The sequence below is a fragment of the Flavobacterium undicola genome, from assembly GCF_009909155.2.
Taxonomy (GTDB): Bacteria; Bacteroidota; Bacteroidia; order Flavobacteriales; family Flavobacteriaceae; genus Flavobacterium; species Flavobacterium undicola.
This window is the reverse complement of record NZ_JAAAPM020000025.1, coordinates 21,819-36,467: the sequence shown is the minus strand read 5'-3', so window position 1 is coordinate 36,467 and position 14,649 is coordinate 21,819. Positions and strand designations below refer to the sequence as shown.

Genomic DNA, 14,649 nt, shown 5'->3' with positions numbered 1-14,649 from the left:
TTGAAAAGGGATTTTTTTTAATTATTTGGTTTTTCGAAAAGCTATAAAGCCAAATGAACTAAAACATTTTTATTTCAATTCAAAGATAAAATATTCTGCTCTTGAATTTTGAATTTACGGTAAAAAAAGCTTGACTGAAACTGTTCTGTTTCAAATAAAAAAAGCAGCATGAATTTTGTATCTTTGTAATTCAAAACCTAAAGTTATGACTACAATAAAAATTAACGAACGTACCAAAACAGGAAAAGCATTTATGGCTATGTTTGAAGCTTTTTTTAAAGGTGTTGACGGAATAGAAATTGTTGAAACTGATTCTGAAAAAAGAAAGAAAGAAGAAAGTCTTTATGATCCAGAATTTGTTAAAATGGTTTTAGAGTCTGCAAAAAGTAAGAAAAGAACAGTAATTGATCCAAATGATATATGGGGAAGTTTAGGATTGAAATAACAGATCTTGCTAAAAAGCAAATAAAAAAACATTTTAAATCTGGAAATCAAGCCAGTATTAAGAAAATTACAACAATATTAGAAGAACTTTCAGAAACACCATATACAGGAGTGGGAAAACCAGAAGCATTAAAGGAAAATTTAGCTGGTTTTTGGTCAAGACAAATTAACCCAAAAGACAGACTAATTTACACGGTAAATGATGATTTGGTTGTTGTTGATGTCATTTCAGCAATGGGGCACTATTCTGATAAATAATTATGAATTTACTTCGAAAAATACTCTTTCCATTTGCCATTTTATATGGTTTAATAACAGCCATTAGAAATTTTCTTTTCGATAAAGGCATTTTAAAATCCTATTCTTTTGATTTGCCCGTAATTGCTGTGGGGAATCTAAGCGTGGGTGGAACCGGAAAAACGCCTCAGATAGAATATTTGATTCGGTTGCTTTCAGATAATTACAAAGTAGCTACTTTAAGTCGCGGTTATAAAAGAAAATCAGAAGGATTTGTTTTGGCGGATGCCAATGTGAATGCTGAAATTCTTGGTGATGAACCTTTTCAGTTTTTTCAAAAATTCCCAAATATTCAAGTTGCCGTTGATGCCAATCGTAAGAATGGAATAGAGCAGTTGCTTTCAAAAACTCCAAAACCTGAGGTAATTTTGCTTGATGACGCCTATCAACATCGAAAAGTGAAAGCTGGCTTTTATATTTTGTTGACTGCTTATGGTGATATTTATGCAGCCGATTATATGCTTCCAACAGGGAATTTACGTGAAAGTAGTAGCGGAGCTCAAAGAGCAGATGTTGTAGTGGTAACTAAATGTCCGCCAAATCTTTCCTCTGCTGATCAACTTTCGATAAAAAACAAACTAAAACTTGCTAAAAATCAAGAATTGTATTTTAGTTGTATTGCTTATGATGATTGTATTTATTCAGAAAACAGCAAGATAGAAATAAGTGAAATTCGGGATGAAAATAAGCTGCTTTTGGCTGGAATTGCTAAACCCGAACCTTTCTTTTCTTATTTAAAAAATCCAAATGATGTTTGTTTGACTTATCCTGACCATCATCATTTTTCTGAAAATGATATCCAGGAAATTATTATTAAAGCTCAGGATTCCATTATTATTACTACTGAAAAAGATTATGTGAGATTAAAAGGAAGTTTACCAGACGAGCAACTTTTTTACTTACCAATACAGAGTTCATTTCTTTCAGAAGTAGATCAATTTGATAAAACAATAAAAAAATATGTGGGAGCTAGTACAAGAAACGGTTAGTTTTATAAAAGCGAAAACCAATTTCACTCCAGAATACGGCGTAATTTTAGGTTCAGGATTAGGGAATTTTACCGCTGATATTCAAATAGAATATACTTTGCCCTATACTGAAATTCCTAATTTCCCGGTTTCCACAGTTGAGGGACATAAAGGAGCTTTAGTTTTTGGAACTATTGGAGACAAAAAAGTAATGGCTATGCAAGGTCGTTTCCATTATTATGAAGGCTATTCGATGCAAGAAGTTACTTTTCCGGTGCGTGTAATGAAGTATTTAGGAATAAATAAATTGATTGTTTCGAATGCTTCGGGCGGAGTGAATCCGAATTACAAAGTAGGCGATATTGTTATTATCAAGGATCATATTAATTTGGTTCCGGAACATCCTTTACGAGGGAAAAACGATGAACGTTTTGGACCTCGATTTGTCAATATGAGCGAGCCTTATTCAAAAAAAATGATTGCTCAAGCAAAGGAATTAGCTCAAAAAAATAATATAGAAGTAAAAGACGGAATCTATTTGGGTTTGCAAGGGCCTACATTTGAAACCTTGGCTGAATATAAAATGGTCAAAATTATAGGAGCTGATTGCGTAGGAATGTCTACCGTTCCTGAAGTTATTGTGGCGCGTCACATGGATTTAGAAACTTTTGGTATTTCGGTAATTACGGATATGGGTGACGAAGAAAGTATAGAAACGATTTCTCACGATGAGGTTTTAGAAGCTGCTCGAAATGCCGAACCTAAAGTTCGAAAACTAATCAATGAATTGATATTGAAGTACTAATTTTCTAAGTGTTTAGAGAGGATATTGTAAAAATCTTTAGGAATAAAAGGTTTTGTGATTACATCATTCATTCCAAAAGAAAGTAGCATTTCTCTGTTTTCATTCAGCGAAATGGCTGTCATGGCTATAATAGGTGTTGCTGCGTCAAATTTTCTAATTTCCTGAGTAGCAATTGTTCCGTTTATTCCGGGCAAATGAACATCCATAAGAACTAAATCGTAACTGTTGTTTTTAAGAGCTTCAATTGCTTCTTCACCATTGTCAATTACTTCGCAAAGAATTTCCTTGTTTTCGAGCATTCTTTGAGTAATCATTTGGTTGATTTTGTTGTCTTCTACTACTAAGATATTTTTACCTTTTATTTTAGAGATGTCAAAAGTAGTTTTTACTTTTTTCTCTACTGGAACTTGATTGCCATTGATGCACAATTGCAATTCAAACGCAAAACAAGATCCTTCTCCCAGAGTACTTTTTAACTGAATATCACTTCCTAATAAGTTTAATAGTTTTTTTACAATAGTCAAACCTAAGCCTGTTCCTCCATATTTTCGGTTAATTTCGGTTGAACCTTGAGAAAAACTTTCAAAAACGGTTTCTAATTTTTCGGCAGGAATTCCTATTCCGGTATCGGTTATTTCGAAAATTATGTTGGCTTTTTCTCCTTCTATCGAATTTAGTTTGGCTACAATGCTCACTTTTCCATTTTTAGTGAATTTTAATGCATTGTTAATTAGGTTCATGAAAATTTGAGATAACTTAATAGGATCACCAATTAAATTATTTGGGATACTTGGGTCGATGTCTAACAGAAAAGCGTTTTTGTTTTTTGTGGCAACTTCGATTAAAGAGTTTTGTATGTCTTCTAATAATTTTTTTAAATCAAAATTGATATGTTCAAGTTCAATTTTACTCGAATCGATTTTGTTAATCTCTAAAATATCATTGATAAAAGCCGTCAAATAATTACCGGAATATTGTAGTGAATTAAGATAGTGTAATTGTGATTTTTTTGGTTTTTCTTCTAATAATAAATGGGTAATCCCATTAATTGCATTCAGTGGTGTTCTGAGTTCGTGACTAACAGTTGATAAGAAATCGGCTCTTGCATTAGACGCTTTTTCGGCTTTTTCTTTGGCTTTTATTAATTCGTTATTTTTTTCTTTTAATAGAAGGTTTGTCTTTTTTCGAATAATATTGTTCTTATATAAAGACAAACTCAATAAGGATAGAATAGCAATTAGGGCAGTAGACAAGTAGTTAATTAATCTGGAGAATTTCTCTGTTTTTTGTTGTTCTTTTTTCTCTTTGTCAAGACGGGCTAGATTTTGCTTTCTCTGGTTTTCTTTGAAAGCTTCGTAGTCGTTAATCCCTAATTTTTCATTATTCGAAATGGCGATACTTTCTTTTAAATTCAGATGTAATTTTAAAAAAGCATAGGCATTGCTTTTGTCCAGCATTTTTTCATAAACGGAACTGATAGCCAGTAAAATATTAGATTTTTGATCTAAATTTTGATTCTTAGCATTTAAGTCTAGGGCTTTGTTGAAATAGTTTAAGGCTAGATTATTTCGATTATTATGTGCTTCAATAAGCCCCATTTGGTACAGAGCTTCCGCTTTTGTGTCTAAAATACCAGAGTCATCCGCTTTTGAAATAATAGCATTGAAAATGGTAGCAGCTGCATTGTATCTTTGAGTAGATCTATAGATAATTGCTTTTTGAAGACTTATTAATTCATTGTCATCTTCTAATTTTAGTGCTTTTGAAATAGCGGTTGTTTTGTTTATGTATTTCTCTGCAGCATTAAAGTTGTTGTTGCCAATGTAAGCTAATCCCAGAAAATAATAGGCTTTAGCGTATTCAGCCGAAGAGCTAAGGGTTTTGTATAAATTGATGCTTTCAGTGAGTTTTTCGATAGCATCATCGTATTTTTTTAGCTTATAAAAGAGTTTTCCTAATTTAGCTATTTGATTGGCTTGCTTATTTATTTTTGAATGTTCTTCGGCGTAATTAATTGCTTTTTGGGTATATAAAAAAGCATTTTTATAGTTGTTTTCTTTAATGTTAGCATTGGCTGAGCTATTGTAATAGGAAATGCTATCTGTTTCTTCTTTTTGAGAATACAGAACTGAATTAAATAAAATAACGAAAATCAGGTAGAATTTGATTTGTAATTTCATTCAGTTAATTTAATTAGTTTTTGGTTAAAAGTATTAAATCTATTAAGCGTGATGAATATCCTATTTCATTGTCATACCAACCTACAACCTTTACCATTTTGTCAATTACTGAGGTAAGTTGAGCGTCAAATAAACAGGAATTTCTATTTCCTATAATATCAACCGATACAATAGGATCTTCAGTATAATCCAGAATTCCTTTTAGTTCATTTTGAGAAGCCAATTTAAAAGCTTCGTTGATTTCTTCTATTGATACAGCTTTTTTTACATTAAAGGTAATATCAGTCAATGAGCCATCAGGAACAGGAACACGAATGCCACATCCGCCAATTTTGCCCTCTAAGATAGGAAAAATTTTTGTTAATGCTTTAGCTGCACCTGTAGTTGTAGGAACAATAGATTGACTGGCGCCTCTGGCTCTGCGTAAATCCTTATGTGGCTGGTCGTGTAGACTTTGGTCTGTAGTATAAGAGTGAATTGTAGTGATGTACGCTTGCTCAATTCCGCAAAGTTTATCGATTATTTTAATCATCGGAGCTGCATTGTTAGTCGTGCAACTCGCATTAGAAATAATTTTTTCAGTTCCGTCAAGAATGTGTTCGTTGACTCCTAAAACGACTGTTTTGATAGTATCAACTTCTGAAGGAGCTGAAAGAATTACTTTTTTAGCACCGGCAATGATATGCTCGTTTAAGTCTTCGTAAGTTTTGAATTTCCCAGTGGATTCAATTACAAAATCAATGTTTAAAGGACTCCAATTAAGCTTAGCAATATTTTTTTCGTGGAAAAATAAAAAATGCTTTCCATCAATTGTAAAACCTTTTTCATCGGCAATTACAGCGTGAGGCAAAACACCGTGAATACTATCGTATTTGATTAGATGCGCCATAGTCTTAGTGTCGGCAATATCATTGATAGCGACAACTTCTATTTCAGGATGATTTAAAAGTAGACGAAAAAGGTTTCGACCAATTCGACCAAAACCATTGATGGCAATTCTTGTTTTCAATTTTTATGTAAACGTTTGGGAATTAAAGAATGTGTTTTTGTGCTTTGTATGAAGAACGAACTAATGGGCCGCTTTCTACATGACGGAAACCTAATTCCAAACCAAATTGCTCGTATTTAGCAAATTGTTCCGGCGTGATGAATTCCTTAACTGGTAAATGTTTTTTGCTTGGTTGTAAGTATTGACCAATAGTTACTACATCTACATTAGCAGCACGCAAATCTCTCATGGTTTGGTAAACTTCTTCTTCTTCTTCACCAAGGCCTAACATAATCCCTGATTTGGTTCTGTTGATTCCTTTTTCTTTTAAGTAACGCAATACTTCTAAGCTACGGTCGTATTTGGCTTGAATACGTACTTCACGAGTCAATCGGCGAACGGTTTCCATGTTGTGTGAAACCACTTCTGGATTGGCTTCCACAATTCGGTCTATATTTCTTTCGATACCTTGAAAATCTGGAATTAAAGTTTCAAGAGTCGTGTTTGGGTTCATTCTGCGAATTGCTTTTACAGTTTCTATCCAAATAATAGAACCACCGTCTTTCAAATCGTCTCTATCAACACTAGTAATTACAGCATGTTTGATGTTCATGATTTTTATAGAACGGGCTACTTTTTCAGGTTCGTCCCAATCCACGGTTTCCGGACGCCCTGTTTTTACACCACAAAAACCACAAGAACGCGTACAGGTATTTCCCAAAATCATAAAAGTAGCCGTTCCTTCGCCCCAGCATTCTCCCATATTAGGACAGCTTCCCGATGTACAGATGGTATTTAAGCTATATTTATCGACTAAGCCACGAAGTTCTGTATATTTTTGCCCGATAGGTAATTTTACTTTTAACCATTTTGGTTTGGCTACTACGGGTTTGGTATTGTCTATAACAGTTTCCATAAATCAATTTTAAGGTTGCAAATATACGTAATGTTGATTTAAAATGCGGTGTTTTAAGTAATGAAGCTTTTTGGGGGATTTGTTAAAAAATGAAACACTATCTTTTTATTGGTCACAGAAATAGTTAAAAATAGTCCTTTAGTATATTTTGCTCCATTCCCAGAAAATATTTTGCCACAGGTTTCTAGAATGAGGTTTTGTGACTTTGATGATGAGTTTTTAATCAGTAAAATAAACAGATTATGAAAAATGGAACGCTGATAATTTTTTTTCAACAGTATTAATCTGCTGAATCAGCGTGCTAAAAAAAATTCTCGCAGATTTAGAGCCTGTTTAAAAAAGTAAAAAAAAAGTATTTATGAGTTAAAGAAACCGATTGGAATTATTCTTTTGTGCGACCAAACTACAATAAGATGTATCCAACCGATTTAACAGAAACTCAGTGACAATTTATTTAAAAAACATTAGAATTGGGCGATAGAAAACGTAAACATAGTTTGAGTTTGATATGGAATGCCATCAACTACCTGATTAAGATTGGTTGTCAGTGGCGAATGTTGCCTTGTAATTTTCCAAAATGGCAGCTTGTCTATCATTACTATTCAAAATGGTCTGATTTAGAATATTTTGATTTATTATTTTCTAAGTTAAGAGAGCCAGTCCGTAGTAAAAAAGGGCAAAATGCAGAACCAACTCTAGGGATAATGGATAGTCAAAGCGTTCGTTGGGGAAATAATCGCTCCTTGAAAAGCTTTGATGGAAATAAAAAGATAAAAAGTATAAAGCGGCATGTGGTTGTTGATAAAAACGGTTTTTTATTAGCAGTTATGGTAACGGTAGCCAGTATTCACGATAGCAAAGTAGTACTCTTGTTGATGAGAACTCTAAAGTATTTTCTTTGTCCTGTAAAAGTTATCCTTGCCGATGGTGGTTATAGAGGAGAAATTATAGAACAAGTTAAAAGCAAATTTTGCTATATAATTCAAGTAGTTATGAGATCAGATGATAAAAAATTAGTTTTTAAACCAACACATAAAAGATGGGCGGTAGAAAGAACATTTGCTTGGTTTGACAACGACAGAAGATTATGTAGAAATTATGAGCTATTAATTGATTCTGCTGAAAACATGGTCAAATTGGCTGCTATAAAACATTTATTGAATAAAATTTAAACAGACTCTTAAATAATGACATTTTAAAAGAATAAAATTGAATTCAAAAGAAATGAGCCCGATAGAATATCGGGCTCATTATTATCAAATTTAATTATAAATTCGTCTAAATTTTTGGGTGCAGTCTAGTATACACAAGAGACGGCTTGGGTTTTTAGAAAAATAACTTATTTTTTGATAATATTCTTTACGGTAATTATATTTCCATTTTTGATGTTCAGGATATACATTCCGGAAGGCAATTGATCCAAAGACATTACTTCTGAAGTACTTTTCAAAGTTTGAGATAGTACTTTCATCCCAGATTCAATAGATTTAAGGCATTTTGAACAATCTATCCCATTGAAATTAGAAAATAAGATACATTGCACTTTTCCTATAATATTGGTTTCTGGGAGAAATCCCCAACGTCGGGAATCTATCGTTCCTTTTCGATTGTCACCCATCATAAAATAATAATTCAGTTTAAATTTATAGGCTGTAGCTCTTTTACCATTGATAAAGTAAGTGCCATTTTTCTCTGTAATTATACTTTTTTCAAATAGGCGTATTATTTTCTCATACAACATGAAATTATCTGGATTCAGTTGTATTTCCATTCCTTTTTTAGGTATTACAATAGGTCCCATATTGTCTAAAGTCCATTGACTTGTTGTGGTTTTTAATAATTTCTCTTGTGAAACAGCGTATACATCTATATTTTTCTTTATCGAATCAATACACTTTCTTTTTTGGAGAAATTCAAACTCTTGTTTTGAAAATATTGCACTAGCCCAATTTGGAGACTTATAATCATAGTTTATGTGTCCTTCAATTTTTAACGAATCAAGAAGTTTGTAGAACATTTTTTTATTTTTTAATCTAAAAATACAATTGTTTTTGACCGCTTCAGGGGAGCTAAAGAGTCTGGAATTAGTATAGACTTCTCCTTTTTTTATACAAAGTGTATCCCCGGAAACTCCTAAGCATCTCTTAACCAGAATAAAATCCTTATTCCATAAAGAGTTAAATACAAAAATATCTCCTTGTTTGATGGTTGTAGTACCTCTCCATCTGGAATAATCCCACCAAGTTTCTTTTATCCTGGCTCGAGCATTTTTATTCATGTAAAAAGCCAGGTTTATCCATGGGATTTCAAAAGGGGAACGAGGCAGTTTTGGTCCGTATTTAAGTTTATTGACTACAATTACATCTCCAGGATACAACATGTTTTCCATAGAGGAACTCGGTATTTTATATACATCAAAAGCTAATAGTTTTGTACAAATAGTTGCCGATAAGAAAAATAGAAACAGAAATATTCCCTTGGCCGTTTTTCTTAAAAATCCATATCGTATTAAGGGAATAAAACGTAAGGCTACGGCGTAAATAAATGCAAATAGTATTATAGTTATAGCTAACCAAACTAAACCTAGCACTACTAAAAATAGTGCCAGGGAAATAGTCCGTAATATTCTTTTTTTAAGCATTAAAAATTTCTAAATATTTTTTATTGAATAAACTTTCGATTATTTTATGTTTAAAGAATTCAGATTTTTCAAGAACTGTTAGTTTAATTCTTTTTCTTCACGGCAAAATTTTGAAATTTATATAATAACGAGAACATCACATAGCGTTTCAAAACAGTATTTTCGGCATCTACAACCGCAGTAGGGGTAATGGTTCTGGAAGTACTCTGATTTTGATTCAGCAAATCATACACCTTCACTTTGAAGGTCATTTTATCTTCAGCAAATTTGTAGGACAAACTAGTATTCCACAGGTAAAAATATTTTTTGTAACCTCCGGAAATATTAGAATTATAAGAATAACCAAAATCATTTCCGAAAACCCAATTCTTTGGCCAAAAGTTTGTCATTTCGATATTAAAATTATGTGTTGTATTCAGCCTGGAACTTATGGAACTATTGGTGTACTTAGTATCATTATAAGCAAAATTATACGAAGGTTTGATACTCAATAATTTTCCATAATCATAGGATAATCGTATATTAGGTGAAATACGCAATGTTTTTGCCGTATATAATTGACCATTGGTAAATCCTTTGTCTAAATTGTAATTGGTATTGAAACCAAAATTCAACCCAAAAGTATGTGTATTCTTTTTTATGGTTTTATTCCATTCTGTACCCAAAGTCGAATTATAGGTTCCATAAACATTATCATAAGTCGTAATTTGTTTCCCTACGGTATTATAATCTGAGCGCGTTACTATTTGATTATCAAAATAGGTTGCGTTAGCATAAATATAATAGCCTGAACGCGATTGATAATCATAATCTGAAAAAGCCAAATTAGTTACATGAGAAGTGGATACTTTTAAATCAGGATTTCCAGTTCTTGTAGCTAATGGATTATCCAGATTATCAACTGCTAAAACTTGGTAGTCTTTTGGAATAGAAAACCTGCGATCATAAAACATAAAAAGACCTTTTGATTTTGTAAATCGGTAACTTCCTTGTATTGTCCCTTCTGGAATTACATAGTTTTTATTCAAAACAGTCGCTGCATTTTTGTACAATGCATAATTTTCGGTAGTCACAAAATAGGTTCCTGTAGAAACATTCAAATTGAATTTCTTTTTATTGATGCTAAAACCTGCTTTAGGACTAATTTGCAATCGTTTCGAAAAACTGTAATTGCTAAGCGCATCAATTAAATCAGAATTTGAAGTATTTCGGTCGAATGTTTTTTTATCATCTATATTTTTCTCCCAATCTGTAATGACCGTAAAGTTCAAACTCAAAGAATCATTTACTGGCTCGGTATAGCGAATGGTATTTGAATATTTATCTTTTTTATTTACTGTTTGAACATTTTGATTACGAATATCATCGGGATTGTTAGCCTGATTAAAAACAGTTGATGAATTTATAATGGAATTCGAATCGTTTTTTGAATTTTCATTTTGAATATTAGCCGTAAAATACCTTCCTTTTTTCTTAGATTTTACAAACAAGTTAATGTTGTTTTGGAAATTTGTATTATCAGTATCATTCGTGTTTAAGGAGTTAGTTACATTGACTGTATGATTGTTATTATCTCTAGTTTCTTTGTAATAATCTGTTGTCGATGTTGTATTACCTTTTTCAAGTTTAGGTGCAATTATAATTTTTGTTGAAGGAGAAATTTCATATTCCAAATTAAAATCGGCATTGTGTTTATTAAATCCTCTATTGGTATTAGAATGCGATTCTGAAAACAAAGAGCCTGTAGGCAATAAAGTAAGTTCAGTGGTTTTATTTTTATTTTCAGCATCGGAATTTGTAAAATAATAGTTTCCGTTGGACTTTGCTCCTTTAAACCATTCGTCGGTGTAATTCACCCCAATCATATTCGACTTGATAATTCCAGGACCTCTTCCTACCGTTGATACACGGGTACCAGTATTTCTGCCGCCTCCCATATTGTCAAAAACCTCATCCATAGAAAAGCCCGTCGCATTAATATTATTGGAAGAAGCTAAAAAACTAATACGTCTTTTATCTTTAAAATAGCTCAACAATGCACTGCTTTCATAGCGATCGGAGCTGCCGTAACCGCCCATGACTTTACCAAAAAAACCTTTGTTTTTGTCTTTTTCAATGGTTAAATTAATAGAAGAAGTATTGGTAGTCGAGGCTTGTTTTGTAAATTCCTGCTCTTTGGTTTTAGTATCTGAGACCTGTACTTTTTTAATGATTTCCGAAGGAAGATTTTGAAGTGCTATCTTACCGTCTTCACCAAAAAAAGGTTTTCCATTAACTAATATCTGAGAGACTTCTTTTCCATTTACAGTAATTTTTTTATCGGCATCTATGGTAACTCCCGGTAATTGTCTCAGCAAAGCTTCTACATTGGCATCGGGACGCAGTTTAAAAGAAGAAGCATTAAATTCCAAGGTATCTTTCTTGATGCGAATAGGCGGAGCCGTACTTTTTATAACTACTTCGTTGAGTTTGTTTTCATATTCCAATAGTTTAAAAATACCCAAATCAATATTTTTAGTTAGCTTTTCAATATTTTTAGAAAACTCTTGGTAGCCTTCTGCTGAAATTTTAAAGATGAGATTTTCTATACTGGCTTTGGTTTCTAATTTGAATAATCCATTCTTATCTGAAATAGTATAGGCTACCACCGAAGAATCTTTGGGATGAATCAAATATACAGTCACCGATTCGGTGGGAGATGCTGTTTTGTTGTTAACAATTTTACCGTTTAGTATAATACTCTTTTGTGCAAAAGTGGAAAAAAAACAAAAGAAGATTATAATGTAACTGAGAGTTATTTTCATTCGTGAGTAAGTTTGAGTGTTTTTAATTGATTATATTTAGTTTTAGTCTGCTTTTTTTCTAACTTTAAATTCAAAATTCCCGGTTCCTAATAAGCCATCGCCACTTAGGCCTTCAATGTTTCCTAAAAACAAGCTATTAATATCCGAACAGAAAAAATCTACAGTCGCTTCCCCTTGTTTATTAGTGATGATATCGGGTTTCCAAAACAAGGTATTGCGGTAATCCGGAGTGGAGTCAGTTATGGTTACTCCATCATATACTGCTTCATAAAACACTTTCTTTCCATAATAACTCTCTAGCATAGCTATATTAAACAATGCTAAAAGCTGGGCTTCGGTTAAATTAGGGTAATGGTAAGTAATTTCATTGCAATTACCCGGTGTAAATGGACCACCACATGGCCCGCCTCCTTTAAGCCATTTAAAACCATGACATGTATTATATTTCTCTCCCTCGATTGGTTTTTTTTGGATACCTAGACAATCCCGATGAATTTCACAGTTTAAAATATTTTCTCTACATACAAAATCACCAGTAGGATTCTGTGCTCTATACAAACTATCCAATTTTCCAATGTATTTGTCTCTAAATACCAATCCCGTCTTTTTTGAGGTGATTACAACTTCATTTAATTTGTTTATGGATTCACGTCCTATAAAAGGGGAAATTTCTTTAGGATTTATTTTTTCTATCCCGGCTAAAGGATACATTGCGGCTTTAGTTCTACGTTCGTTATTAATGGCATTAAACGAGAAATCCTTGATATCCATAGTGTATTTTGGCTTTTCTGGAGTCATTAATTTTAAGTAAGTATAACCTCCCTCTCCTTTTTTTAAATCATTTGGACCAATAGTAAAAATGCCTGCTGAATCGGTCATTTTAAAATCAATTCCTTTGCTTTTATCAGCTGAAAACACCGTGATTCCTTTTTGTCCAATCGTAGCTATTGCTTTTTTATCTGGTTTTTCTAAGTGGACTTTTCCTGTAATTTCGTCAAAAACAATCGGTTTTAGCGTATTGCCTAATTCTTTTAGATTAGCTTCATTCCACACATAATTTCTCCATCCCTGAGTAAGCATTACTAAATCTAATGCCTGCTTACGGTCTTGGTTTTGCTCGTTAAAATAATAGGCTGGATTGTAGATATTTCCTTTTAATTGGGTAGATAGCAAATAATGACTTTGAATGTTTTTAGCATCTGGTTTGTTTTGATAGATTCCATCATAGACACTTAATCCCAAATGTGCCACTATAGGTTGACCGTTTTGGTCGGTTACTTTTATTTTTAAGTTTGCTTTTTCTCGTGTTGTAAATTCGATTTTGTTGAGTTCGGTGGTAATCGTTAATTTTTGGTCTTGGTTTACATACACCAATCGCTCGGCAAGGGGTAATGCGTTTTCATTAAAAAGAGTCACTTCGGCAATGCCTTGTGGAACCTCTTTTAACGGAATTTTGATTGTTAATTCTTTTCTCAAAAGTCCTGTAGCAATACTGTAAACGATTCCTCTCAATTGCAATCGCAGGTACACCATTTCTGCTTTTAAGGCCTCACTTTGTGTGATTTTAAAAACCAATGCGTCTTTGGTGTTGTTTATTAAGCGTAATGCTTTTCCACTGGCTGATATGGGTGCTATTTCATAATTTTTATCCGATGCCGGTTCCGTGAGTTGAATATGGTATTTTTTGTTGCTGTCAGGCGTAAAAGCAAGCACTCCAATTCCCGCATAACTGCTCTTGAAATGAAGTAAAGGAGCCTCATTTTCAAATAAAGTACCCGAAACTTCCACAGGCAGTCCCTTCGAATTGATGGCTTTAAAAGCCAAATTACTATTGATTCCTGAAACGAGTTGACCCCCTTCGGCAAAAGTAGAAAAATGCACGATACTGTCTTTTGGAACTGGAGTTAGAGCGGTTTTCGGGCTGATTGTTTTTACAATACTTATTCTTTTTAGCGCATAAAATTCCTTGGGTTCTTTAGTAAACGAATAGGAACTATAGGCTGCCAAAGTATAGCTTCCTTCTGCCAATTTATTTTCTATAAAAAGATGCCCATTGACAAAACCATTTTCTATTTCGTATTTTTTCTCCCAAACCACTTTGTCGGTTTTGTCTTCGATCAATTGTACAAACAAGGTTTTACTGCGAACCGAAGGGGTGAAGTATTGTCCATCCAATACATAACCCTTAAACCAAAGATCTTCCTCGGTTTCATAAATGCCTTTGCTGGTTTGTAAATACACCACATCCAAAACATTATTTTTAGAAACATTTTGTATCTGCGCTGCTAATTGGTTTGTAATTACAGTATTGCGTTGGGAAAACGAGAGTAATGTGCTCAATATAAAAAAGAGAAGAAGTGTTTTTTTCATGTTCAATTATTACTATTTTTTTTAGGATAGGGTACTTCACCTTTGATAGTTAAATTTATGGGTGAATCTTTACCATTGTAAAACACAGTTATAGTTTTATTAAAACGCCCTGGATATTTTGCATCATAGACAATCTTAATTTCTCCATTTTTATTAGGTTTTATTATTCCTTTATACCATTCTGGAACAGTACAGCCGCAGCTTGTATTTACGTCTTTAATTAGTAATGGAATTTT

General features: G+C 32.8%; 12 protein-coding genes. 5 read left to right on the top strand and 7 right to left on the bottom strand.

Features of this window, described 5'->3' with window-relative positions; translation table 11 throughout:
• Window positions 1-205 precede the first annotated feature (205 nt).
• Genes GTZ96_RS13950 through GTZ96_RS13935 form a run of 4 tightly spaced genes read left to right on the top strand, consistent with a single transcriptional unit; the run spans window position 206 to window position 2,514 of the window.
• Window positions 206-445 (top strand): DUF2683 family protein, encoded by a 240-nt coding sequence (locus GTZ96_RS13950; RefSeq protein ID WP_161644527.1) that lies wholly within the window; start codon window positions 206-208, stop codon window positions 443-445.
• Entirely contained in the window at window positions 421-702 is a 282-nt protein-coding gene (locus tag GTZ96_RS13945; RefSeq protein WP_161644526.1) for a Txe/YoeB family addiction module toxin, read from the top strand. The genes GTZ96_RS13950 and GTZ96_RS13945 overlap by 25 nt, the downstream gene beginning before the upstream one ends.
• Window positions 703-704: 2 nt before the next feature.
• On the top strand, window positions 705-1,730 hold the full coding sequence (lpxK, locus tag GTZ96_RS13940) for a tetraacyldisaccharide 4'-kinase (protein WP_161644525.1): 1,026 nt from the start codon (window positions 705-707) through the stop codon (window positions 1,728-1,730).
• On the top strand, window positions 1,702-2,514 hold the full coding sequence (locus tag GTZ96_RS13935; RefSeq protein ID WP_161644524.1) for a purine-nucleoside phosphorylase: 813 nt from the start codon (window positions 1,702-1,704) through the stop codon (window positions 2,512-2,514). Before lpxK ends, GTZ96_RS13935 begins: the two co-directional genes overlap by 29 nt.
• On the opposite strand, the gene GTZ96_RS13930 is transcribed toward GTZ96_RS13935, so the two are convergent.
• Genes GTZ96_RS13930 through lipA form a run of 3 tightly spaced genes read right to left on the bottom strand, consistent with a single transcriptional unit; the run spans window position 2,511 to window position 6,598 of the window.
• On the bottom strand, window positions 2,511-4,694 hold the full coding sequence (locus GTZ96_RS13930; protein WP_207720189.1) for a tetratricopeptide repeat-containing hybrid sensor histidine kinase/response regulator: 2,184 nt from the start codon (window positions 4,692-4,694) through the stop codon (window positions 2,511-2,513). The two genes, GTZ96_RS13935 and GTZ96_RS13930, sit on opposite strands and share 4 nt — an antisense overlap.
• Before the next feature lie 13 nt (window positions 4,695-4,707).
• Complete coding sequence (gene gap, locus GTZ96_RS13925) at window positions 4,708-5,703, bottom strand: type I glyceraldehyde-3-phosphate dehydrogenase (RefSeq protein WP_161644523.1); 996 nt, start codon at window positions 5,701-5,703, stop codon at window positions 4,708-4,710.
• 22 nt (window positions 5,704-5,725) lie between these two features.
• Window positions 5,726-6,598, bottom strand: a complete 873-nt coding sequence (gene lipA / locus GTZ96_RS13920; RefSeq protein WP_161644522.1) for a lipoyl synthase — start codon at window positions 6,596-6,598, stop codon at window positions 5,726-5,728.
• A 470-nt stretch (window positions 6,599-7,068) separates the two neighbouring features.
• On the opposite strand from lipA, the gene GTZ96_RS13915 reads away from it, so the two are divergent.
• Window positions 7,069-7,770, top strand: a complete 702-nt coding sequence (locus GTZ96_RS13915; RefSeq protein WP_235972993.1) for an IS5 family transposase — start codon at window positions 7,069-7,071, stop codon at window positions 7,768-7,770.
• 167 nt (window positions 7,771-7,937) lie between these two features.
• On the opposite strand, the gene lepB is transcribed toward GTZ96_RS13915, so the two are convergent.
• The 4 genes from lepB to GTZ96_RS18480 form a co-directional block, all read right to left on the bottom strand.
• A complete protein-coding gene (gene lepB / locus GTZ96_RS13910) occupies window positions 7,938-9,239 on the bottom strand; it encodes a signal peptidase I (RefSeq protein ID WP_161644521.1) in 1,302 nt (433 codons plus the stop codon).
• Between the two features lie 83 nt (window positions 9,240-9,322).
• Window positions 9,323-12,043: a TonB-dependent receptor gene (locus GTZ96_RS13905; protein WP_161644520.1), complete on the bottom strand. Its 2,721-nt coding sequence runs from the start codon at window positions 12,041-12,043 to the stop codon at window positions 9,323-9,325.
• A gap of 42 nt (window positions 12,044-12,085) precedes the next feature.
• Window positions 12,086-14,413, bottom strand: coding sequence for a hypothetical protein (locus GTZ96_RS13900; protein ID WP_161644519.1), 2,328 nt, complete (start codon window positions 14,411-14,413; stop codon window positions 12,086-12,088).
• 2 nt (window positions 14,414-14,415) lie between these two features.
• A complete protein-coding gene (locus tag GTZ96_RS18480; protein ID WP_394368018.1) occupies window positions 14,416-14,646 on the bottom strand; it encodes a DUF1573 domain-containing protein in 231 nt (76 codons plus the stop codon).
• Between the last annotated feature and the right edge of the window lie 3 nt (window positions 14,647-14,649).

Coding starts and splice junctions, on each gene's coding strand:
- GTZ96_RS13950 (WP_161644527.1), top strand. CDS start 206: ATGACTACAATAAAAATTAACGAACGTACCAAAACAGGAAAAGCATTT.
- GTZ96_RS13945 (WP_161644526.1), top strand. CDS start 421: ATGGGGAAGTTTAGGATTGAAATAACAGATCTTGCTAAAAAGCAAATA.
- lpxK (WP_161644525.1), top strand. CDS start 705: ATGAATTTACTTCGAAAAATACTCTTTCCATTTGCCATTTTATATGGT.
- GTZ96_RS13935 (WP_161644524.1), top strand. CDS start 1,702: ATGTGGGAGCTAGTACAAGAAACGGTTAGTTTTATAAAAGCGAAAACC.
- GTZ96_RS13930 (WP_207720189.1), bottom strand. CDS start 4,694: ATGAAATTACAAATCAAATTCTACCTGATTTTCGTTATTTTATTTAAT.
- lipA (WP_161644522.1), bottom strand. CDS start 6,598: ATGGAAACTGTTATAGACAATACCAAACCCGTAGTAGCCAAACCAAAA.
- lepB (WP_161644521.1), bottom strand. CDS start 9,239: ATGCTTAAAAAAAGAATATTACGGACTATTTCCCTGGCACTATTTTTA.
- GTZ96_RS13905 (WP_161644520.1), bottom strand. CDS start 12,043: ATGAAAATAACTCTCAGTTACATTATAATCTTCTTTTGTTTTTTTTCC.
- GTZ96_RS13900 (WP_161644519.1), bottom strand. CDS start 14,413: ATGAAAAAAACACTTCTTCTCTTTTTTATATTGAGCACATTACTCTCG.